The organism is Arcicella sp. GW458-12-2-14-TSB2 (assembly GCF_059423785.1).
In genome coordinates this window covers 61,392-88,175 of sequence record NZ_JBWKYN010000002.1, presented here as the reverse complement: position 1 = coordinate 88,175, position 26,784 = coordinate 61,392, and the positions used below count along the sequence as shown (strand labels likewise).

Sequence of the window (26,784 nt, the reverse complement as noted above, 5' to 3'; positions counted from 1 at the left end):
ATTTGTAATATCAAATTATATTAAGTTTTTTATTAGATATTTTTGTTAACACCATTTAATTTTTACTGCCACCTAATAATAATATGAAACAATTCTACATTGGGTCTTTATGCCTTATAATTCTACTTATCTTTAGCTTTCAATCAAAGTCAAGGTATTTATCTAATACCCTTCCTATTGATGTAATGAGAGATAAAGTAGGAATAGATAATAAGTTAAAGGGAAAGAGTAATAAAAATAAAAGAAGAGAGCTCTCGGTTAAAAATGAAGATAAAAGAGGCTATGCAAATACATTCCTTGCTTCATTGCCCCTAAAAACAATTACACCGAAACCACTAAACACTCAATTAGGTCATCTAGTAGGACCAGATCCTTTTATGTTTACAATAGTTGCTTCTAAAGAAAGTGTAGCGATAGGAGAGGAGTTTGAGCTTACTGTACAGGTAAGTTGGGTTGATTTTGGAATCAATAATGGTGTACGCTTTTTGCCTGAATGGTATAAGTACACGCTTAAAGTAGTAATGCCGGAAGGTTTTGTACAAAAAGGGGGTAATTATGAAGATTACTGTACAGCACTCGTAAATGCTGAAAATCCAACAGCCACTTTTACAATAAAAGGACATTTTGAATTTGAACCCAAAGAACCAACTTTCAAAGTATTGAGAGGTTTTGAAGGAGCTAACGAAAAAAGTGAGTTTATTTGGAAGGGCGAGAAGAGAATAAATCATATTTTACCTAAAAAAGAAATAAAAATATTTACAAATGAGTCGCTTAAAATACAGGATAATATAATTTCAAGCATTGATGGTCAGTCTAAATTAGTAAGTTCAAATCCGTGCGAGGAGATAATTATACAAGAAGACGCAAATTCAATACTAAACCCAGGAAAAGGAGTCGTTCCAACCAAATGGGTTAATGATTTAGGTAAATATTTATTGGTAGACACATGGAAATCAAATCAAATTCCTTCAGGTTTATCTACAAAAAAAATACCTTTATCTCAAGATGGAGGAAATGTTGTTGGTTTTAAATCATGGGGTGAATACGAAGGAGAATCTGCCATAGAGACACAATCTGTGTATCCTTTTGAAGCAAATAAGGATTATTATATAAAGTTCGAACAAGCATCCTTCCGACCAGAAAATTCTAATAATTATAACAGAGGTTATTTTGAAATAAAAATAAATGATAAAATCTTCTACTCTACATTAGCTACTGATGATATATTTAAGGAGGAAACAATCGGACCTTTTAGGTTTGAAACAAATATAAATACCACAATTTTAATAAAAGCAAAAATAGAGCTAGAAGCAGCACAATATTATGAAACATATTTACTACTAGATAATTTTAGAATTTTTGCAAAGACTACTCCAATCCCCACACTCACACCAACAAGAATAACTGAAAGTAGTTCTATTAAAATAATTGCCTCAGGATGTACAAACGGAACTGTATCTTGGGATAATGGCTCAACCGGGAATACAATAACAGTCACTCCAGATGTTACAACTGATTATAAAGCTAAATGTACAATAAATAACTGTGAAAGTGATTGGTCTAGTCCTATTAGAATTAGTGTATGTAATGTGCCTAAACCAGTTGTTTCAGGTACAACAACAATAAATATTAAAGAAAGTACAAATATAAGTGCTTCAGGATGTACAAATGGAACGATAACTTGGGATAATGGCTCAACAGGGAATACAATAACTATCTCTCCACTTGTGAAAACGATATATAAAGCTAAATGTAAAATTGATAATAATTGCGAGAGTGATTGGTCTGAGGGAATAACAATAACAGTATGTGATGTTGTAGTTCCTGGAGTAAATACTCCAGTTACATATGTAAAAGATGCTCAAGCCATTGCATTAACTGCTACAACTTCGACAAATGGGAGTCTTAGATGGTACAACAGTGCAGAGCAACTACTTCCTGCCGCTCCAACCCCCAATACATCATCCGTTGGTTCAACTAATTATTATGTAAGTCAAATACTTAACGGATGTGAAAGTAAAAAAGCAATAATCACTGTTAATGTTGGAAGTCTTCCACCTCTCTCAGTTCCAACTATTTCAAAAACAGACAGGCCTTGTCTAGTAACTTTAACAGCAAATACCAGTGAGTCGGGGGTAAATTATATTTGGACTTACTCTACAGATGGTGTGGTGTATGGAGTGATAAATGGTGTAACTTCGTCTACTTATACTACCTCAAATATTGGTTTTTATAAAGTAACAATAAGTAAAGAGAATTATAGCTCTGCTACTTCAACTCCAATAAATATAATTACTATTTCAAAAACAGATAGTCCAATTTCGCAAGGATCTACAACAATAAATAGAGGGGAAAGTACTACAATTTCTGCATCTGGGTGTAATAGTGGTACTATTAGTTGGTACAATGCATTAAACGTTTCATATATTATTGGAAATGGTTTAAGTTTAGTAGTTACTCCTTCAGTTACAACTACTTATAATGCTAAATGTACTATTGATGGCTGTGGAAGTGATTTATCCAGTCCAGTAGAAATAACTGTCCTTCAATCTTGTGATGTGACTAAACCAGAAATTGTTACTGACAGGAAGATAGTTAATAATCAATATCCAACCACAAATCTTACTGCTATAAATTGTGCATATACAGTTATATGGTATAATAATAACGGTATAGAACAAAAAACAGGCTTGACATATAATGTAGGAGCAGGGACATATTATGCAAAATGTGTTAATACCTGTGCAAATGGTATTAAAGGAGAAATCAATTCTGACAATATAATAATAACAAATAACGAAGCCCCTTGTTCCACTTCAAACTATTGGCCAACTATTACAAATAATTCTACAGGGCAAGTAGGAGATAAGACCTTTTGTAGCAATGGTATAGTGAGTTTAAGTGTAAGTGGTTGTTATGATAATTCTAAAGCTATATGGTATGATACATATGGTAATTTCTTAGCAAACGGAAACACATATAGTAGTACAATCAATTCAAACCAAACCTTTGCTGTATCTTGCGAAAACCAGTGTAACACTTCCGAAAGACTAGGTTGGGAAACAATCAATTTTACTGTTATTCCTTATGATCAATGTATTAGTATTAATCCACAAATAGTAAATAATACTCCTGGCAACGTAACGACATTCTGTGGAAGTGGACAATTTTCGGTATCTGCTAGTGGTTGTCCAGACGGTAATAGGGTAAAGTGGTGGGTTGGTAATGGTAGTACTATACAAGGGTCTGATTATTCAGAAAATATAACCAGTACTACCGAAGCTAGATTTCAGTGTATTAGTCCAGTTACAGGAAATTTGATAGGACCACAACGAGCGATAACATTTAGGGTTAATTCGTACTCTGCTTGTAATTATGCTCCCGCTATTATCAATAATACACCAGGGAAAAAAACTGTTTTTTGTACAAAAGGGTGGGTAGACATTGATGTAACAGGTTGCCCAAACAATAACCTTGCTAGATGGTACACTGATGGTACAGAGCTAAATGGTGGAATAGGTATAACTGTAAAAGGTACAATAACTCGTACTTCTAAAATAGGTGTTACCTGTATAAATCCTAATAATAATACAGAGTTTGGATGGAATGAAATAACTTTTAAAGTAGATAACTCTGGTTGCGATGCTAACAACCCTACTATTATTAATAACACTACTCATGCCTATAATAAATTTTGCAAAAAAGGATGGGTTAGTCTTGAAGTAGATGGTTGCCCAGATAATAACAAAGCAAAATGGTATAAAAATAACACCTTTGTAAAACAATCTGCTATTTATAACGAGGTTATTACTCAGAATGCCACTTATAAAGTTACTTGTGAAAATCCAGCTTATGAGAGTTCGTATAGTGAAATAACATTTGAAGTTTTAACAAATGGGGATTGCTATATTCCTTCGGTAGTAAATTTAACACCAAATGGACAAACTGATTTTTGTGGATCTGGTACTTTGAAATTAATGATGACAGGCTGTAATACCAACTATCCCGCAGCCTATGAAGAGCACATAGATGGAAAACCAAGCAGATATCTAGCAAGTTCGTTGGAATTAATAGATGGCGTTAACACTTTTCTTCTTAACTATAATGCTACTGAAAGTGGGTATATCAAAGTAATTTGTAGAACAAGTGAATATGAATACTTATTTCAAAGTCAGCAAATTGTAAAATTCAATGTTAATCCAATTCCAAGTATTTCAGCTACTAATACTCCTGCTTGTATTGGAACTCCGTTTTCTCTGAATGCTATTGTACCTGATATACCTATTAATACAGGAGAAGTAAAATTCCATTGGACCAATATTAATAATACTTCGATTGGAAGTCAAAAGATTATATCACTTGTTGCCGATAATTCAACGCCTACTACCTATAATGTAAAATTTACAAATAATAAAGGTTGTTCTGCTACTGCAAGCACTATAGTAACAAACTATGCTTTGCCTGTAGTTACTGTAGCTAATAGTTCTATAGCACAATGTGCTGGAACGGTTCTTAATCTTAATGCAAGCTCAACGGCAGGTTTAGGGAAAGCAACTATACAAGTCAAATTAGATGAAAACCTAACAAATATTGATAGAAGTATTATCCTAAGTATCACTGGCACGATGAATCCAACTCCAACATCTGTTACTATTACTCAAAAAGGGAAAACAAATTTAACATGTATAACATGCCTCAACAATACTATAGCAGATGGACAAATAATTGGTTATCGTGATATAAATCAGCCGAATCAAAAAGCAATTATTAAAATTGAAAATGGATGTGCTAAAGCATGGTGGTATGATCTTAATGAAGCTGTAAACACAGATTGGATTCCATTTCTTAAAAATAAACGCTATTCAGACTCTGTTATGAGAAGTTGTATAACTTTTAATAACCTAAATAACTGTTCAAGTAATCAAGCATGTAATCAAGGGAGTAATTCTGATATAACTAACTTTACTTCAGCAGGAGGGATTACTTCATTTGAAATCAACCTTCCTTCTGTAAGTGGAACATGGACTGTCACAAAACCAACAGGTAGTGATAACAACTGGCTATCATTTGTCAATGCTCCTTCGGGTGCAATGACTTTTACAGGGGGTGATGCTTTAAAATACAACTGGACAAAAGGAACAGCCTTTAAATCAACTCTACAAAATCCAAGTATCGGAAACATCCAAAGTAACGATGCTGGTACGTATAAAGTTGAAGTAACAGACGTTAGAAACTGTGTAGGAAGTGCAATTGTGAATGTAGTAGTAAATCCACTTCCTGATCCAACGGTATCTGCCGCTTCAACTACTACTTTTTGCCAAGGAGGTAGCGTGATATTAAGTGCAATCTTTGGTATGAATAGTTATCAGTGGAAAAAAGATGGTGTTAATATTGCAGGAGCAACCAACCAAACATATACTGCAACTACATCAGGCGTCTATACTGTACAGGTTACTAATAATAACTGCTCTAATACCAGCACCGTAGCTAACGGGAAAACGGTAACTGTAAATACAACACCATCAACGCCAGTAGCGGCAGGGGCAACTATTTGTTATGGTAGTTCAGTCTCTTTGTCTGCCACTGGTTGCACAGGTAGCGGTAATACATTAAATTGGTTTAAAGTCACAGAAAATACACCTGTCACAATGCCTGTTAATCCTTCCGTAAATACTGATTATTATGCTAAATGTGTTCAAACAGCAAACGGAATAAGTTGTGAGTCTTTAAAAAGTGCTAATGTAACTGTAGTTGTTAATTCAGCAATAAGTATTATAACACAACCTACCAATTTAAGTATCTGTTCTGGAGGAAATAATATTTTAACAATTGTTGCAACAGGGTCTTTTCCAACTTATCAATGGCAAGTGAGTACAGGCAGTACTTTCACTAATATAACAGGAGAAACATCCTCTACACTAACTATTAGTAATGCGACTGTTTCTATGAATGGTTATAGGTACCGTTGTTTAGTTTCTGGTTCTTGTACTTCAGCAATAACTTCCAGTGAAGCTGTTCTTACTGTAGCTCCTAATCCTACAGTAATAGCCACTGCAACAAATTTAAATGTTAGTGCTGGACAGTCTGTTACTTTACAAGCTTCTGGTGCTTCAAGTTATAATTGGACTGGACCTGATGGTTTTACATCATCGGTTCAAAATCCTACAATTTCAAACTTTAATGCTGCAAAAGCTGGTTTTTATACAGTGACTGGTTTAGCTGGCTCTTGCAGTGCTAATGCAAGTGTAGGGCTTACAATTAATACATGTGCCGTTTCAGCTGTAACTTTTATCAATGTCTGTGCTGGACAGACAGTAGATTTTTCAGCTTCTGGAGGAGATAAATATAATTGGGAAGGCCCGTTAGGGCAAGGATTCATTGCATATATAGCTAATCCCAAAATATACAACATAAAAAAATCTCAAGAAGGTACCTATAAAGTAACCATATCAAAGAGTGGAACAGATGCTTGTACAGCAAGTTTAGATGTTCAAGTGAATGTTGCAGATCCTTTTGGGTCTAATCCATACATAATAGATGATACAGATAGATCAAATTGTGCACCTTCTTTAACGTTAAAAGTACAAGGATGTCCCACTGGCACTACTTCTTATAAATGGTATGATGTTTCCCCAGAAAATCCTGAAGCTAATAGAAATACGGTTTTATCTACAACAAATCAACTAGTTAGTACAGTGGCTTGGAACTATCCATTAATAAAAGTTGAATGTATTACTCCTAGTATTACGTCTTGTCCATCAATAAGTGTTATTGCAAATATACTGACAATTAAAAAACCAAGTATTGCCATTAAAAATATTATTCAACCTTGTGAATATGAGCTTAGTACAGCAGCTGTGCCTATAGGGAAGGTAACTTTTGAAATAAAAAATGCTAATTCTTTAACAGGTTATGCTCTTGCTAGAAGCGATGCCTCTATACCTTTTTCTTGGAAGGATGCTCTTTCATTTTTTCAAGGATCTTCTGGTACTAGCGGCGCTGGAGGATATAGTTACTCGTTTATGCCTAATTCAATTAAACAAATACAAGAACGTCCTGAAAGTGAATTGCTTCCTAAACAAATAGAAGTATCAGAAACTTTATTTAATATTAAAAATGCCAATATTCCAGCATCTGATACAAGATGGAGGATATTTCTTCTGGATAATCAAACAAAATGTATTGCTTATACTGAAGAGTTTGAAGTATATAGGCCTAATCAAGCAATCTTTACTAATCCTGTTTCACAAGATAATGTAGTCAATTGTTTTAATGATCTAGGCTCAGCAGTGATTAATTTACAATCGAACAATTTTCTGACAGGGAATCTTTTTGAAGGAAACAAGCAACTTTTCACCAAGATTGTTAACAATGCTATTCAAGTGCTTGACGACAAAGACAATGTTATTAAAAATGTTACGAAAACAAGTGGTGTTGGGACTGATGCTAGTAGAAATTATAAAATAAATTTGACAGGTTTACCAGCTAGTACTACAATCAAAGCATATCAAGATGCTTGTGTAGGTCCTCAAGCAAATGCCACAACTTGTGAGCAACTACCACGGTATAAAATTTCGTATCTAGCAGGTGACGGTTGTACATACAGCAGTCCAAGGTTTGCTATTCAACAGCCTGATGTTCTGGATTTATACGCAGGAGCAAGTGATCCAAATTGTTATGGTGAAAAAATTCCGAGTGTGGAGTTAATTGCAAACGGAGGAAACTCTGGCAAGCAATTCTATTTAGTAACAGGAACAACGGAAACCAAAATGGGTGATGCCGATGCTAATGGTAAATATATTGTGCAAGCCAGCAAGTACGGAGCAACACCACCTTATACATTCAAAGTAAAGGATTCTAAAGGCTGTAATGTATCTAAAGATGTTACAAAATCACCACTGTTACAATTTATTGCAACCGCTGTAGTAAGTACTGAAACACCCGAAGTAGCAACAATGACTTTTACTGGCGGTAAAAAGCCCTTTTATTATGCGATTGTTCCAGAAACCCAATCCACTCCTCCGACTACGACTCAATGGCTATCTATTTCTGAAAATAGTGGTTATGTAGATGGCGACCCTATTGATTCAAAAGCAATGGCTCCTGGCAAATATAAGGTTTATATGAAATATGGAGCTTGTGAAATTCTTACAAGCCCAATTAATATAACAATTGGTACTAAAACTGTTCCTGAACCTCCAATAACCCCAATCAGCGCTATTTGTGCATCGTCTGTTGAACAAATTAAAGACCAAGTAAAGTGTAACCAGCCATTTTGTGATGTAAAATGGTATGCCAATGCTACTGGTGGAGATACATTAAGATTGCAAGAGGATATAGTAAATTCAATGACGAATATTGGGAAAAAAGAGTTTTATGTTTCTACCAAAATTCAAGGGACTGATAAAGAAACCAGTGCTAGGGCAAAAGTAAGCTTATTGTTTATTCCAAATGCTACTGTAAATGCTCCTAATTCAACCATTTGCGAAGGGTCGGCTATCAGTTTAGCAAATTTAGCAACGATAAATAATCCTACGGATTATGCTTTAACTGGAGTGATGGCATTAGAAGTAACAAACCCAGAAAATAAAGTATTTGACGATTCTAATTTCTTTCCTGACAAATCAGGCGTTTACAAGATTAAACAATTATACAAAGACAATCCTCAAAGTTTAGGTTGTTCTAGTTCGGGTAAAGATTTAACATTAACCGTAATACCTGCACCATCAACACCATTACTTTCCCAAAAGGAATACACATTTTGTACTAACATGGTGGCTACCGCCATTACACCTACTAAAAGCAATACTAGTAATGGTTTACTTTGGATAGACCCAAATAAGACAATTGCCGATTCCTATAATCCTATAACATCTGCTGTAGGCATTAAAACATTGCAAGTGTATGAGTTAGCATATAAATCTACTACATCACTTACTGAAGCAAATGCTTGCCGTAGTTTATTGCCACTTACTATTACACTGAATACAGTTACTGCCGCTACTTTGCCAGTACCAGCTATCAAAGTAGGTGGTGCTGTTTGTGGCACTAATAAAGTAAGCCTTGAAGCCACTGGTTGTGGCTCTTACATGACAGTTAATTGGCTGGCAAATACTGCCTCTGGAGGAGCATATCAATCAGTAGGAACAGGGTTGACCTATGCGGCCTCTGCTGGCATTACTTACAAAGCTAGTTGTGTTATTAAAGCTGGAAGTTGCGAAGGATCATCAAGCACAGAATTAGCTGTAAATACGGCTATGACGGCATTTAATGTTAAAATAACTGCCAATACTCCTCTTGCTGAATATCAGACGCTTGACCTAAAAGCTTTAGCATCTCCAAATGCTACTTATGCTTGGACAGGACCTAATAACTTTACAAGTACACTCCAAAACCCTAGGATTGTAGATTTGACTAGTGCCGCAGCAGGGACTTATACGGTAACCGCCACAGAAAGTACCTGTACAGCTACTAGTACTATTGTTATTGCAGTAAATCAAGTAGCTGATTGTAATATAAAAATCAAGGCCATGAGTGGCACTACAGAAACCTACAAGTTTCCATCAACCAGAAGTGCTTCATCAAGTGCCCTAACACTTTCAGTGGTTGATAATGTATCGCCTGCTTACTGGAATGTAAGCCCAACTACGTTTTCTTGGAAAGACCCTGAAGGCATTATAAGTACGGAAAGCACATTAACAGCTACCAAAAAAGGTGAATATACTTTACAAATCACAAAGGACGGAAAACAATGTGAAAGCTCTGTAACCTTAAATGGTACTCCATGTGGCGACGTATTGGCTTATGTTTGTAATCCTAACAGCATAGCTGCCCCACCAACTGGAGTTACACCATTAAAAGTATTAAGACAAGGGGATGAAATCTTTGCAGGTGATTTTAAGGCTCGTATTATTAGTAGTACAGGTAATGGTACATTCTCAGGCACAGCTGGTGTAAAAATACCATACTTGGCTAATGCTGAAATTCTAGCAACTTTTTCAAATCTTCAGTTGAATGATTGCTACGAACTACAAAGTGGAGCTGACAATAAATTAATAACAGTTTATAACCCTGCGGCTGGCTTAATTGTCGATGCTGATAAGGTGATTGATGTTGTTAAAGAAGTTGCTGATGCCCTCAATACATTAATACAAACTAGTATTAACAAAGACTATAAAGAAATAAAAGCCTTTAAAGAAGCTACAAAAAAATATGTAAGAGCCAATTTACCAACTGAAATGGTTGAAAATTATACAAAAGCGTTAGACGAGTTAGACAATGCTAAACTGAAATATGATGCTTGTGCCAAGGCTGTTCCACAAGATAAAACGTGTATGGAACAAGCAGAAAAAGATTTTAAAGCTGCTCAGGCAAAATTGAAAGATTTGAAAAAACAGGAAGATGAATTAGTTGAAAAAGTAACAGATATTATTGTATTAGCAATTAAAAAATTGGGAACTGAGGCTCAACCCAAAAAAGAGCAAGCTTTTAATAATATGAATTCCTCTGAGCAAGCTTTAGAACAAATCGTAGTACCAAAAGCATTGGATTCCGAGTCTTCTAGTAATTATATGATATTTACACAAAATGAAAATGAAATAACACAAGAAGAGTTAGCTAAAGCTGATATTAATAAATTAGTGAATACTCATAAGAACTATATTATTGCTCAAGCAGATTTTGATGCACAAGACTATGCATTAAGACTCTTTAGTTCTTTCACAACTAAAGATAAATTAAAACTAATAGGGCAAGGAGTTAAAGATAGTTCAAGTAGTAAAAGCCTTATTTTTATTGTAGCTGATAAAGTTTCAAAAAATGAAACAGAATATAGCATAGTAGAATATGCCAAAAATAAAATTAAACTATTTATTGTCAAAAATATAGTTTCTAAATAAGATGAAAAAAATATTATCAATACTAATTCTTTCCTTTTCATTTTACAGAATTTTAGCAATAAATTCTGTAAAAACAGAATCCATTACACCAGAGAAGCAGATTGAAGCTTCTGTCAATTTACTGATAGAAAGAGTCAAATCAAAAAAAAATCTAAGACCTGAAGATTATCTGATAGAATATTCCCCACTTGAAGAAATAGCTTCTAATAATTTAACAGAAGGGAAAGATTATGGAGGTCAAAGATTTTTTAGTAATGATAATGACCCCAAGAGATTATCTTTAATAAAGAGTTTAACCGATTTCAATACATTATATAACAATACAAACACATCCAATGCTAATGGACAAACTCAATTATTCGCATTTGTAGGAAGGTATTATTTAGGTTACAGGAAAAACCGTCAAGGGATTCAAGGAATAGCTCCATTAACTGATATAGATAAAGAAAAAAAAATACTTGATGCTCTTGCTGACAAGTTGAATGATGACGCTGATGTTTCTAACCCTAAAAGATTTGAGCAAGATTGGATTTCTATGTTAGATAATAAATTTAATGATTATTTAAAGATAGCTAATGTTACAACATCGAATGGGAAAAAAATTATAGTCTTTATATACATTGAATTTGTAATGTCTGAAAGTGAGATAAATCCAGATTATGATGAAAATACAGAGAAAATACGCCCTAATATCAAAGTGTTTAAACATCAAACAGGCTTGCTCTGGAATAGAGGATTAGACCCCTTCCAGTGGGCTCAATTCAATAAAAAAGATGATAATGCATTTGGATTTTTCTCAAAACAAATTATTTTCAACAATCAAACAGGTATTTCGAACCCTGAGGCTTTTACTGCTTGTACTAATAAAATCACAGAGCTCTATGGTGCATCTTTTGATTTAAATGATAGAAGTGTAATAACTCAACTAGTAAATTCAATGTCATGTGAAAAAGTGAAAGAATTAACCCTAAACAAGCGTACATCACTTCTTCAGAAGCTTGAAAATGGATTATTAACTGACTTTGGCTTTTCTAATATAGTAAATAGCAAAGAATTAGCAGTATTGAAATTATTAGAATGTACTCCTACATCACAGATTGATGATATATTAAACTGGTTATATAATACCCCAGGAGTTGGTTCTCCAGACAAGAGAATGCTAAACTCTTTGTTTGCTAAAATTGACGGAGCTAATCATTCTAGATATATTTCTACTATTACTAACCTATTATATAAGTCAAATTCTGTTGCCAATGCTACAGAACATATGATTAATGATGGAAATACTACAAAAAGAATTATTCATGTAACAGACCAATCTTTATTTAGCAAACAATACAATGGTAAACAAGAATGTAACGCTTCCTTTATAAGTAATAGTGCTAATATTAATTACACCTTGCGTAATATGGTTGAGGTAACTCAATTTAAATACAATCAATCTCTATTTCCTACTGGGGGGAATGTTAGTATTGAACCTGCTAAATATCAATACCTTGCAGGTACTTCAGAAGAATCTCCTGAAGTTTTGCATCCTTATGATTGGGTTTACGTTTTTGATGATGAATCAGGATTGGGACTAACCGATAATTATATAAATTATATAGAAGATGAAAATGGTAGGTTTGCTAAAGTTGTTCCTGCTATATTTTTAGTATATGCCTCAAATGAACGTTTTAAATCGAATACAATTCAGAATGTTACATTAGCTGCCGATGTGTTGACTATTACTACTGGTCCTGGTTTGATTTTTAAAGCATATAGAGGCGGGCAGGTGGGGCTTGCATTATTTGAGGCTGCCCAGTTAATTGGCTCGTCTTTAAATGTAGGTATAAACGTTATTCCTTCAACAGATCCTGAAACTAAAAAAATAATAGACGAGTACAATATAATAGTAGGGGTATTGGGTCTCAAAGACCTTCCTGCTGCTGGAGCATCTCTTTTAAAATCAAGTATTGCAAAAGCAAAAAACATTATCCCTCAACTCTCTATTACAAAAATGTCATCATGGAGAGCGGCCTACAAAGCCTCTGAAGCAACTATTAAAAGTCTCCCTGTTGACGTTCAGGCTAAGTTAGCAAAATTTGATAATTATCTAAATATAAAAGGTGTAGCAGTTGTAAATCTTCTGTCTGATTTTGAACAAAAAATACTAGATATTGGTCATATATTCAATAAAGTAAATTCTGAAATAAGAACTACTACAGGTAATGTTCTTGCAAGTATATCTGGCAATAAAATTAAATTTACAGAAAACCTTTCTGAGTTTAGTACAACAATTCCAGCCAATTCAAAAAAATTCTATGAAATTACTGAAATAGATGTTGATGGATTAACTGTGTCTGCTGATAATATGCAGATGTGGAAAAAAGCTGATGGCTCTCTAGGATTCAACTGTACTGGTATTTATTGCTTTACAGAAAATACCCCACTGGAAACAGGAGAACCTATGACGGAAAAAAAAGAGGGGGAATATATAGAAACTACTAATCCAAACACTGGGAAAAGGGTATTAGCCAGAATTGAAAAGATTAAAAGAGGCTTTACTCGTACTATAACTCATTTGTTAATTGCAGGGCAAACTCTCTCTCTTACACCAACTCATGCTCTACAAACACCGGAAGGCTTTTGGCTACATGCTGGAAAATTACAAGGTGGAGATCTGCTGAAAACGCCTAAAGGGACTGTTAGGGTAGATGATGTTTGTACTGAAGAAGTAGAAAATACGCCCGTTATTAGCTATGAACTAGAAAATGGACTACCATACTTTGTTGGAAAATTGCCTGTTTTGGCTGCTGGAACATGTAACTTACTAACAATCAAAAGTATTCTTACACAAAGCGAATATACAGTGTTTAAAAATGCTGTAATAAATGCAGCATTTAATACAGCCGAAAGAGCAGACTTATTTTTAGTTATCTCAAAAGTTGCAACCCCGTCAGACCTAAGAGCACTCACTACTTGTCTCTCAAATAGTGATAATTTAGCAGCTTGGAAAGTACTTAGAAAGAATAGAGGCTTGAATGATATTAATACTTCCTTGTTAGCTAAACCTGATGCTATTATTGCATTTGCTAAAATTCGACGAAATCCAAATAGATTAGGCTTTGGTCTCACAGATGATAATTTAGCAAAAATGCAAGGGTGGCAATTTACAAATACAGGAATATCAAAAAGTTTTAAAGAGGTAATAGAGCAAATGGAATCATTTATTGATGTTTGTAAGCAAAATAATATTACCCTTGATGATGGATATAATAAGGTCTTTAAAATATTTACGACCCAAAGTGGAACGAATAAACAAGGTTTATTTTGGGTAATGGAAGACATAATTACTAATAAAACCTTTTTTAAGGATAGAACTCTTAACTTTGAAGTTGGTACCCCTAATGCCCGACCTACAATTAGAGATTCCAGAATAGATGTTGTTACAGACCATGAGTATCCCATTTGGATTGAATATAAATGGCTTGAAAGTGCTACCGTTGAACAAAAAATATTTATTTCTGAATTTATTGAGAGAGATTTGTTTTCTGTACCCTCTCTGTCTCAACTACAATGGCGTATAAAAGGTCAAAAATTAACTAAAGAAAAAGTAATACAATATTTACAATCGACTGAAGGACGTGATGCTTTAAAAAGTTTAGGTTATGAGAGGACGGCTCAGCTATTTCCAAATGATAAAACTATAAATACTCAAAATTTTGTTGATAAAATAATTTCAAACTTAGATTCAATATATGGGACAATATTCAAATAAACACAATCATTTATTTTTTATTAAAAGTATAAAGGGAATTATAAAAATTCATGTAAAGGATACTTCCATAATATCATTGGAAGATGATAGAATATGCAAATATGATTTTGCTGGAATTAAGATTGTAGAGTTTTTTGTATCTAACAACTATTTGTTTGTATGGGATAATTTTATACACTTAAATAGTTTGAAATTTATAAATACTGAATTATTTCAAGAAATCATCTTATCAGAAACTGATCTAAACATAGAGTTAGAAGCAATAACTTTTGTAGTCAAAAATAAAAATGAAGCAATTTTTAAATCTTTAAATCTTCAATCACAAAATATTGAATTTTTCCTCATTAATAACTTATTTGAAATTAAATTATTGGATGAAAGCGTCGAAAGACCTGTCATTATTAATGACAATGTAATAGTTTGTAATTATAATAATGTAATTACAGCACATGAAAAAAATGGAGGTTTGATGATGTGGAATGTAAGAGCTCAAGACATTCTAGGAAGCTCAGAAAACAACATTTTAGGTAATGAATTAGAATATAACGGTTTGTTGTATTGTAGTTTAAGCGATAATATTGACAAAAAAGGGATTTTTGCAATAAATATTGAAACAGGACAAGTAGTGAATCGGACCAACGATGTAGTAGGTAAGATGAAATTAGCTAATGATAAAATCTTTATTGTAAAAGATGCCAGATGGATTATAGTACTAGACCCATTGAGTCTTCAATACGAAAAGATAGATTGTAATCCACTTCTATCACCTTTTGGTTTAAATCTAGGTCGTCGTCATCTTGAAGTAATTGATGGCAATTATCTTTATTTTGTCAGTGAAAGTATTAGGGGAGGCTCAGAAGCTACTGTTGGTATCATTGATATTTCAAAAAAAGAATTATTGTGGTATACACCTATTCCGATAGATAAGGGTTCATACTGGGTGAAAGAGATACAAGTATATGGTAACCGACTTTTTGTACTAACGCAAGGAGGCACTTTACACATATTTGGAAATGAACAACTATAGCATATAATGCTATTACAACCTAAATTTATCAAACCAATGAAATCTACGTTCACCCGAATCATACGTTTCTACCTGCCTATTATGCTATTGTTAATGGCTTGTAATGAAGAAATTATTATCTCAAAAAGTTCTGAAAGGAAAATTACTAAATTTAGCTTTTCGGGCTTAACACCTGTGGTTGATGCTACCATTGATGAAGCCAATAAAAAAATTACAGCTGTTGTTCCTGCTACGGTAGATATTAGCAAATTGATACCCACTATTACGGTATCTCTCAAAGCAAAGCTTTCACCAGAAACTGGTAAAGCACAGGATTTCAATAATGAAGTTACTTATACCGTTACGGCAGAAGATGGTTCTACGGCTACTTATAAAGTACAGGTAAGTCGTACCAAATTATCGGCAAAAGATATTTTAAGTTTTTCATTCAATGATTTTTCACCAGCAGTCATTGCCAAAATAGATAATACTACCAAAACTATCACAGCAACTGTATCTAGCACGGCAGATTTATCAAAACTAAAACCCAATATCACCGTTTCAGAACGAGCGAAAGTAACTCCTGCTTCTGGTACTATCTTAGATTTTTCTAAGCCAGTCAGCTTTACTGTCACTGCCGAAGATGGTAGTACACAGGTTTACACGGCTACGATTACTAAAGAAGCCCCAGTATCAACCAGTACTTTACCAAGTTCTATTACTTACATACCTAATCCATTAAGATCGAGTGTGAAGTCGACCATCAAATTTACATGGGATAAAGGAATACTAACAAAAACGATTGAAAACAACGGGACGCGAATTGTAGAGAAAACCTTTAAGAGAGATAAAAATGGCTTGATTACAGAAATAGAAAGCAAATATGATGATGGAACGGTATCGAGAGAAACTTATACTTATAATGCAAGCGAAAAGGCTATTGTTGTAGGAAGAATGAGATATACTTATAACGATGATGGCTTTTTAATTCAAAGCCTTACTTCTGGAGGTAATTTTGGCTCAGATTCATTTTTAAACATAAAATGGAATACTCAATATAATGCTGCTAGCGAGACATACGATGGTTCATTATTCAATACTATTACTTCATTTTCCAACTTGAAGAATCCACTTTGGGAGATAACCAAACAAACACAATTTTTATTAATTGATACTTATAACTACAATACAACATTATTGTATTTAGGAGAGAAGTTACCATTTTTCTGGTCTTTAAAATATAGTTCAGGCGCACAAACAAGAGCAGATATTACTCCGACCTTGGATTCACAAAATAGAATTACAAGGATAGTAGTAAATCAAGGATATGCACTTGCACAGGATATGTCTATTAGTTATGAGTAAGAGGCGTTAATATAGTTAGAAACGTATTTAAGGTATTTAAACTTAATTATTTGACATTTAAGAATTAAGAACAGATAAAATAAAATAGATAAAACCACCTACAAGAAGCAAATGGTACTATTCCTACATTTTAGACGACATTTACATTTACTACTATGCCTTTTGTTAATAGGGATGCAAAATGTATATGCCAATACAGGTAAAGATGATAAAAAACCTTCGGGGAAATCAAAGATAGTAAATGCCTCTTCGGTTTTTAATAGAACATCATTTGCTGCTAATAGGCACTTAGTGTCTCCTGAGAATGATATTGATGCTGCTTATGTAAGTGAAGGAGCTGTTGATGAGCGTTTGAAGGCCACAGGAATATTTTCTGAATTAGATAAGTCAGGGCGTTACTTAGAAGACCTTTTGGAAAAAGATATGCTTCAACTTCCTATAGGATTTAAAAAAAAATTGGGCACCTCTGGCAATGTAGAAGTAGCTGTATCTAGAGCAGAGTTTTATGCTCAATATGCTGAACTGACTCTTTATGTAAGAATGTCATTGCCTGCTTCAGGCTCGAACAACAAAGAGAAAATTTTATATTTTGGTGCAGAAAAAGTGCGTTTTACACGAGCAGGAGGTATTAGTTCGTTCAAAGCTGTTTTATTAGGAGATGTTCCGATTGTAGATTCCCAAGATAGTTATACTGTAATTATTAAAGGGGCGAATGGTTTAAATCAGGCAGGACAAATAACAGACCCTAATCAAACTTATGCTCAAGTAGATTGTGGGAATTTTACGGAGGCTCAAATTATAGCAGAGGTTTTAATCCCTAGAAAAACTATTATTCCACTTACAGAAACTACACTTGAACCGATTACAGAAGGACGTGTAACTTGTGCATTCAAAGCTAAAATACAAAACAGTGTTGATAATTTAGTAGGGTCGCTTACTTTCAAAACACCTTTTGCTAGCCCAAGTGCCACAGGTTTCGCTTTCAAAGTTGTCAATGCGTCTTTTGACCTTAGTAATTCAGATAATCCGAGCTCAATGGTTTTTCCAGGAGGATACAATGGAGACCAAACCCCTGGATGGCAAGGTGTGTACATCCAAAACTTTACGGTTTATTTACCCAAACAATTTAAAAAGAAAAACTCTACAGCCAGAACTTCGCTTAGCGTATTTAATGTAGTAATCGACAAAACAGGATTTACTGGAGTGATAGAAGCCAATACGCCAATCTTTTCAATTAATGAGGGGAGTGCGTCAGGCTGGGCCATGTCGTTAGATAAGATAAAAGTAGGAATTGTTCAAAATACCATAACTGAAGGGTCATTCTCGGGACAATTACGCTTACCAATTTCAAAGAAAACAACTTTATTATATAGTGGGTACATAGAAAAAAATGAACCTCTGACTGGGCAAGATCCCAGTACAGTTTCTGGCTTAAAATATGGTATAGACGTTGCTAATGCAGATGATATTGATTTTGATTTATTCAAAGCTAGAGGTACAATATACAAAGGTTCTTCAATTAGTCTTAAAGTCATTAATGATGAGTTTAAGCCAGAAGCAAATTTATCAGGAAATTTAACAGTATCTACTAGTTTAGATGGCCAATATAGTGCTTCGAGTGGCGTAATTAGATTAGAGCAGATTGAATTTATCGGTTTGAAGCTAAACACTGGGCCAGATCCAATCTGTGTGGAAAGTTTTAAATTAATAGGTAAAGCAGGAGTTGCAAATTTCCCTGTTAGTATAACAAAATTGGGTTTAAAAACGTCCTGTGCAAATGGTGGAAATCAAGCAACTGTAGCAGATTTATATTTAGAAGCGCAAGTATCCTTAGTTGGTGAAAATACTGAGGCGGGTGGATCTAAAGGTGTTGGTGGAACAATTGGAGTAACAATTAGAGCTCAACAAAACACTGATGGAGATTGGAAGTTTAAGGAGATTGCAAAGCCTATTAAAATCGGACTTAAAGGTGATTTATCGGCTTTCGCAATATTGGGAGAGCTAGAACTTTATGATAACGAACCCGTCTTAGGACAATCAGGTATTACCAAAAAAGGGTTTAGGGGTAAAGCAGAATTAGTTTTGAAAAGTCTTGGGAATATGACTGTTTGTGCTGAAGCCGAATTTGGAAGCACTACTTCAAATGATAATTACTTTTATGTTGCCGGTTCAGTAAAGAATTTGCCAACAGTTATTCCAGTTGGTGGGCCTATTGTTATAGATGGTTTTGCAGGGGGTATTTTCTATCATATGAAACCCACCAATGGGTCAGGTAATGGCACAGGTTTTAAAACGAGTTGTTCGACAGGACAAACCTACGTTTATAGTAATACTACAAGTTTTGGCTTTAAAGCAGGTGTAAATTTATCAGTCCAAGATCCGTTACCCAAAGGATCATTTGAGGGTTATGGCGGTATAGAAATGGTTTTTTCAAGTGAAGGTGGTTTAGCCAGTTTAGGGATTTATGCACAGGCCCAATTAATGGCCGATATTGATAACGATTTGGTAAATCTTGCCAATGAGGGAGCAACAAAAAAAGCTGAGGCTAATCATGAGTTTGATAAGGAACCCAATCGCAATGGTATATCTAGTCATACTCAAATGGAAGAAAAATTAGTAAAAACGTCAGCAACACAAACTATTTTTGATTCCCCCATGACGGGTCCACTATCGGCACGAGTTGGAATATTATTAAATTTCCAAGAGGGAACCTTCGATGCTCAGGCTGATCTTTATGTAAATATTGGCTATTTAAAAGGTATAAATGATGGAAGTACCGATATTTCTAAAAAGAATTTAGCAGGTCGTATGCTAATCCATGCTGGAAAAGGTTTGTGGTATATTCATGTCGGTACCTCAGAAAACCCAGTAGGATTAGCGATAAGAGATTTACCCAAACCATTAGAACAATCTTATATTGAATCTAAGGCTTACTTGATGATTGGGGCAAATATTCCAGCCTACTTACCACCTTTGTCAAATAATGCTGCTGCTTTTTTTGGAATAACGCAAGACGCTAAAGGAATGTTGAGATCTTCCAGTGCAGGTGCTGTAAAATTAGCTGACATAGAGTCTGGTAAAGGCTTTGCTTTTGGATTAAACTTCGATGCTAAAATAAAAGTAAGTGCTGGACCTCTGTATGCAGAAGGTAATGTCGGAGTAGGCTTGGATATTCTTTATACTACGAAAGGGAATTGTGGTGTAGCAACGGCAAAAGGGAGGGCTTACGCTTATGTTAGTGGTGAGATAGGAATTGCAGGTGTACCTATAATAGGAGCAGGTGTTGGCGTTTTATTAGAAGGTGGAGCTCCAGCACCAACTTATTTCACTGGTACTGCAGTAGTAGAAGTTACTTTACTTTTTGTTACAATGAGAGAGTCATTAAAAATTAATATTGGTGACGAGAATAATTGCCCTCAACTAGCGTCAGGAAATTAAACTGTACAAATCAATGATAAGAATACACTTAATATTTAAGGGAAAAAGCAAGTTATACATCTGTATATTGATTACTTTTTTATGTTTTTTACAATTCTCTATTAAGGCTCAACAAAGTACAATTGTTGCCAAAGCTCTGGCTGCTCAAGGTGGAAAAATTAAACTTAGATGGATAATTACTGGGGATACCTCTATCTATAATTCAAACAATGGAAATTATTTAAACAATGTTTGGAAACGTTACCTTGATTATGGCTTTATTATAGAAAGAAGACGTAGTGGAAGCACAACAACAGAAAGATATTTCACAGCCAAACCAGATATCGATAGGTTGACAGATGGCTCATTAAATTTAAGTACTCCTGATGAAAGAAGTGCTTGCGTTGCTATGAAAACGGCGATTTTTGGAACAAAAAATGAGCTATATCCAGACCCTAGTATAATCTCTCCCAAAGTAGAAGTTAGTAATCGACATTTTGGTACAATGGTCGCATCTGCAATTTCATATAAAGGAGCATGTTATGCTGGATTAGGCATCATTGATGATACAGCTGAACCTAACATTGTTTATGATTATATTATTAGAGAGGCAAATCCACCTGATGCTATAGGTAACTATTCTATAAAAGTTACTGTTGAAAATGTTTTCTTGATTACTCAGACAACAGCTAATATACAAAAAGCAAAGCAGTCTAGAATAGCCGCTGGTCAACAAATTGCGGCTGTTCTTCAGGCTCCTCCTACACCAATAGCGAAATTTGGAAATAAAAAAGTGGAATTGAAATGGAGATGGAAAAAAACAAGTGCTGTTAATGCTTATCAAGACCTATACTATGGTTATTACATAGAGAGAGCTTCTCCATCAGACACCACGAAGTTTGTAAGGTTAAATAATCTTCCATTTATTTCGACTACATCAAAATCAGACACTTTAATATTTATTGACCAAGACACAACTCAAGCCAATACCGTATTACAAAATGGTAAAAAGTATATCTATAAATTAATTGGTAAAACATACTTTGATGATGAAATTGCAGCACTGCAAACTGTAAGTGGGAAATGCGAAGATGATTCGAGATATATTCCTACGATTATTAGCAATACTTTACTTGCTAATAACCAAGTAGAGTTAAAATGGACCCTTCCTACAAAAGCTTCTCCAGATCACTTTAAATCATTTTTTGTAGGCCGTGCAGAGAAATTAACTCAAAATGTTACATATCAAAAAGTGACTACAATTGCTGGAATTCTAAGCTTAGACTCAACAAAAAGAACGGCAATTGTAAATAATAACACCAGTCCAAGTAATACTACAAAATCTGCCTATTATGTTATAATTGGGAAAACTAAAACAGGAGAAGAGTTTACATCATTCCCAGTCTTAATTCAAGGAGTGGATACACTTGCTCCAAGCATCCCTGTCAATGTTAAAGCGATTTGGGATGATACTAACAAAACAGCAACTGTTACCTGGGATGCTAATACTGAGACAGACTTACTAGGGTATAAAATTTTTCGCTCAATACCTGGTAGTATTCCTGTTGTTATTTCAGATACTACCATTTCAAAGAAAACGATATTTGTTGATACTATTAAAGTAGAAAACCTGAAAATTTTGTACTATATAATGGCTATAGATAAGCAATTTAATCCTTCAAAATTATCTTTACCTGCTATATTACAAAGACCTGATAGAACTCCTCCAATTACGCCTTCTTTTAGTAACTATAAAGTTAATAATCAAGGTAAAGTAGAATTCATTATATACAAAAGCCCTAGTAATGATGTTGCTTCACATGAATTAAGAAGAAAAGTTGATACCATTAATACGAGTTTAACAAAATGGCTGACACCTGACAAACCAACTTTAGATTTCTATGTAGATTCAAATCTAAGCAACGGAGGTTTAATAACTTACATTATAGAAGCAATTGATTCAACCGGTAATAAAAACAGTGATACCTTAAAAATCAATGTTCCATCTGTTTTGGTAGCCAAGCCTCAATTTACCATTTTTAATGGGAGTTCGTCGAGGATTGACCCCAGTGTTAATTTAAAATGGGATTATAGTGTAAACTCAGCATTAAATGAAGTCCTTGAATTTGTGATTTTAAAATCAGACGTAAGTGTTGATCCTACGGGAAAATTAGGAACATGGAAAACCGTAAGTGGTGATACTAGAGAAATATCCGATTATGATGTTATATATGAAAGAAGCTATAAATATGGTATTAAGGCCGTTTTTAAAGACGGTAGTGCTTCAACATGGCTTTACACAAATTTAACAATGCCTACAGTTTGTGGAGCCGTAAGATATTTAGAAGAAAGTGGTCAAATTGAACCTGAAAGTACAGTGATTAAAGAAGCCTGTGACTCTATTATATTATTACCCGGTTTTGAGGCAAAAAGGAATTCGATTTTTGAAGCAAAAATTAAAGCTAAATAAAAAAAGCACATTTAGATAATTAATGCTGTTTATGATAGTGGCATAATTAATACGACAAAAATCTTCGTAAAAAATCAATTAAGGATGTATCCTTCAAATAATAGAAGTATTGTAATGCTTTATAATACATGAAAATCAGAATGAATAAATCAAACAATTAACAAAACATACAAATGAAAAAATTATACACCTTGGTTATTTTGATACTACTAGTGCAACAATCATTTGGCCAAAATACTTTTCCTACTACAGGGAATGTTGGTATTGGCACTACTACTCCATCTACCGCACTTGAAGTAAATGGGGTTATTAAACAAATATTTGGAAGATATTTTTACAAGATTAGTGATACTACAGATGTTATCATCAAAACTTCAAGAAGTGACAATAACCAAGCTGGATATTTTAAAACGAATGGATGGGGAAGGTTTTCGATTCTTAATGGACTAGCGATTGGTCTTGATTTCCCAGCTACTAATTATTCTGGATTATTAGTCAATGGAAATGTTGGTCTAAATACAACGTCTCCTTCAGAAGTACTTGATGTGAATGGAAATATAAAATACTCATTCTTATTAAAACCTAATGGTATTACAGGAACAGACAAACAGGTTTTAATGAATATCAATGGAACTTATAATGCTTGGACAACTTTGACTACAACACATTTGTCAGATTTTTCAACTGAAATGGCAAAGTATCTTAAAGCAAATGGGGGAACACTGACTGGAAATATAGGGTTGCCCTCAGACAAAACGATTACTTTTAACGATAAAACCGCTACATATCCAACAGCACAAGGAGGTCTTGTTTGGGATTTGAATGCTGCTGACAAAGCTTCAATTTATGCTTATCAACCAACGGCAGATGTGACTAATTTTGTTTTTCAAGTAGCAGATGATGGTCTTGATAGATTTGTATTTAAACGTAAAGATTGGAATGGAGCAATTAATGATGTTTATCATCTTTATATGGATGATAATAAGGTGGTATTCAACTATCCTGATTTAGATGGAACTACTGGTACTTCTAAAAACATGGATTTTTATATCATAGGAAATGGACAACCAAACAAGAATTTAAGCAGTCCTATTTTCAAAACGGTTGCCTCAACTAATAGAGTCGGAATAAATACAGGAAGTCCACAAGAAACGTTGGATATAAATGGTAGTCTAAAACTAAATGGTAAATTAAAATATGGAACAAATGATTCTAGAACAGAAACAAGAAATGATGCAGGATTGAGAGGAGATGCAGGAGCTCAATCTGGATTCTATATGACATCAAGTCCTGTTAATTATCCTAAAAATGCTGCTGGTTACTGGCACTTACTTGATGTTAGGCACAGTAATTTAACGGATAATTATGCGATGCAATTGGCGGGTTCATTTGGAGACCAAAGGCTATACTTTAGAAAAACTAATAATAACCCAACACAACCATGGAGAGAAATACCAACCTTAGATACTACAGGAGCGTTAACACTTAATGGAGTCCTGACACTTAATGGTAAATTAAAATACGGTGCTAATGACTCAAGAACAGAAACAAGAGATAATGCTGGATTAAGAGGGGATGCAGGAGCTCAATCTGGATTTTACATGACATCGAGTCCTATTAATTATCCTAAAAATGCAAATAGTTGGTGGCATTTATTAGATATTCGTAGTACGGGTACTAGCAATAACTACGCTATGCAGTTAGCGGGTTCATTTTTTGACCAGAAACTATATTTTAGAAAAGTTAACGATAACCCTGCTCAACCGTGGACTGAAGTAGCTACCTTAGATACTACAGGAGCTTTAAATATAGTCGGTTTAAAACTTAGTGGTAAATTAAAATATGGTTCAAATGATTCAAGGTCAGAGATTAGAGATAATGCTGGATTAAGAGGTGATGCGGGTGCTCAGTCAGGTTTTTTTTATACGCAAGCACCTGTCAATTATCCTAAAAATGCCACTAGCTACTGGCATTTATTAGATGTTCGTTCTGGAGGTAATACTAATAATTACGCTATGCAGTTTTCAGGCTCATATTATGATCAAAAATTATATTTCAGAAAAACTAGTGACAATCCTGCTCAACCATGGGTTGAACTTCCAACGATAGATACAACTGGTAGAATTAAATTTGATAATGATTTAGCAAGTACTAAAAAACCTGTGATAATTGGTGGTTATTCTTATGGAGGCGCCATTAAATTTAGTGCTAATAGTACGACAGCTAACAATAGAAATCTTGAGTTAGGAAATATCAATAATAGTGGTGTTTTTTCTTCAAGTGTAACAATCGGTGCTGAAAATGGTAATGTAAGTATAGGTACGAATACCATTTATAGTGCTTACAAGCTAGCTATTGCTGGCGATATGATTGCTGAAAGGGTAGTTGTAAAATTGAAAACTACATGGCCAGATTATGTTTTTGCCCCTTCTTATCAGCTTCCTTCTTTGAATGAAGTTGAAAAATATATTACCAATAATGCCCATCTTCCTGGCATTCCATCAGCAAAAGATATTGAAGAGAAAGGTATTGATGTAGGAGATACAAATGCCAAACTTCTAAGAAAAATAGAAGAACTTACCCTTTATATGATTCAAATGCAAAAAACGAATGAAGCACAGAATGCAGAAATAGCTTTGCTAAAAAATGAAATATTAAAGTCAAAAAAATAATGAAATAGTCTTTGAAGGGGATAAGTTGGCTTAATTGTATGGCAGGATATGCCTAGCGGATTTCGGGAGATTGTTCCGTAAAAGACCATTACCATGGCGGGCCGAAATGTATAAAGACGTAGAACGTGATATAGAATAATACTCAACTAGTGATAGGAGTCATTTTCCTATTGCTGAAGGAGGACGAACAGGTGTTTAATACTAAATTATATATTACAGGGTTATTTATTAAACTTTTGATGCTGAATAAATAACCCCGAAATATGTAAAAATTGTAATGTTTTAATTGAGAGCTTTATTGATAAGCTCAATTGAAGTTAATCTGTCAGATGGTTTCATGGCTACATTCATAAAAATCATTTCATCGATACCATAGTTTTCTTGGAAAGATAAAAGGGTTTCTTGAAAGAGGTTTTTACAACCTACTAAATTGATATCATATCCTAATTTTAGGTCTTTGATTACCCTTTTTGCTTTTTGGGTAGTTTCGTGACATGCCCCTGAAAACACCATATTGACTTGTGGTTTTTTATGATGTTTTTGATAAAAAAGCTCTTTAAACTCACTTAATTTCTCTTTTTGATAGTTTAAGTCGGAGCCAAAATGAAAGATAGAACGAGAAAGATTAGAGCCTGTTTCTATGGCACGCGTCATGCTATTGCCATAGCCAACCCCCAACGACCATATTTGAGGCACAACCCCTTTGAAAGGAGGAATAACAATTTGGTCATTCTCAAAAAGGGTATCTTCTTCTTGCAATAGATGTACCACTTCTTTGTATTTACGCTCAAAAGAGAGATGCACTTCTTTCTTATCTGCCTTGATGGTATTATTGGCCACGGCTTGGCTAACTCCACCATTTGCCATGCCTAAATCAATTCTATCACCATAAAGGTTATTATATAATTTGAAGCTACAAGCTACATGATAAGGGTCGTGAATGCCAATAAGAATACCTGCTACACCTATTCTTATTTTTTCAGTCATACCTGCTACAATGGGCACAAGTGAATCGGGACAATTCCAAGTCAGGGTTGGGTCACCAATATGGTGTTCAGCAAGCCATATTCTTGAATAATCTAAGGCTTCTGCATGAATAGCGTATTCGATTAGGTCTTGCACTCTGAGAAGGCTATTCATTTTATTTTCTCTAATGCCAAAGTCAAGTAAACCTATTTTTATTTTTTTCATCGTGA

The 26,784-nt window shown here is 34.2% G+C and carries 8 protein-coding genes; 7 read left to right on the top strand and 1 reads right to left on the bottom strand.

Annotated features, from left to right (window positions below; all coding sequences use genetic code 11):
- Nucleotides 1-83: 83 nt before the first annotated feature.
- From AC07XN_RS00625 to AC07XN_RS00595, 7 genes are all read left to right on the top strand, one after another.
- Entirely contained in the window at nucleotides 84-10,898 is a 10,815-nt protein-coding gene (locus AC07XN_RS00625; RefSeq protein ID WP_494741663.1) for an Ig-like domain-containing protein, read from the top strand.
- A gap of 1 nt (nucleotide 10,899) precedes the next feature.
- On the top strand, nucleotides 10,900-14,658 hold the full coding sequence (locus AC07XN_RS00620; protein WP_494741662.1) for a hypothetical protein: 3,759 nt from the start codon (nucleotides 10,900-10,902) through the stop codon (nucleotides 14,656-14,658).
- Nucleotides 14,639-15,685, top strand: a complete 1,047-nt coding sequence (locus AC07XN_RS00615) for a hypothetical protein (protein ID WP_494741661.1) — start codon at nucleotides 14,639-14,641, stop codon at nucleotides 15,683-15,685. Before AC07XN_RS00620 ends, AC07XN_RS00615 begins: the two co-directional genes overlap by 20 nt.
- 36 nt (nucleotides 15,686-15,721) lie before the next feature.
- On the top strand, nucleotides 15,722-17,029 hold the full coding sequence (locus AC07XN_RS00610) for an SGBP N-terminal domain-containing protein (RefSeq protein ID WP_494741660.1): 1,308 nt from the start codon (nucleotides 15,722-15,724) through the stop codon (nucleotides 17,027-17,029).
- A 174-nt stretch (nucleotides 17,030-17,203) separates the two neighbouring features.
- Nucleotides 17,204-20,467, top strand: coding sequence for a hypothetical protein (locus tag AC07XN_RS00605; RefSeq protein WP_494741659.1), 3,264 nt, complete (start codon nucleotides 17,204-17,206; stop codon nucleotides 20,465-20,467).
- A gap of 13 nt (nucleotides 20,468-20,480) precedes the next feature.
- Nucleotides 20,481-22,916 (top strand): fibronectin type III domain-containing protein, encoded by a 2,436-nt coding sequence (locus AC07XN_RS00600; RefSeq protein WP_494741658.1) that lies wholly within the window; start codon nucleotides 20,481-20,483, stop codon nucleotides 22,914-22,916.
- Nucleotides 22,917-23,089: 173 nt separating this feature from the next.
- On the top strand, nucleotides 23,090-25,588 hold the full coding sequence (locus tag AC07XN_RS00595; RefSeq protein WP_494741657.1) for a pyocin knob domain-containing protein: 2,499 nt from the start codon (nucleotides 23,090-23,092) through the stop codon (nucleotides 25,586-25,588).
- Nucleotides 25,589-25,870: 282 nt separating this feature from the next.
- Here the strand turns inward: AC07XN_RS00595 and AC07XN_RS00590 are convergent, their stop codons facing one another.
- The gene (locus tag AC07XN_RS00590) at nucleotides 25,871-26,779 is read right to left on the bottom strand and encodes an LLM class flavin-dependent oxidoreductase (RefSeq protein ID WP_494741656.1); all 909 of its coding nucleotides are present in this window, start codon (nucleotides 26,777-26,779) and stop codon (nucleotides 25,871-25,873) included.
- Nucleotides 26,780-26,784: the final 5 nt, after the last annotated feature.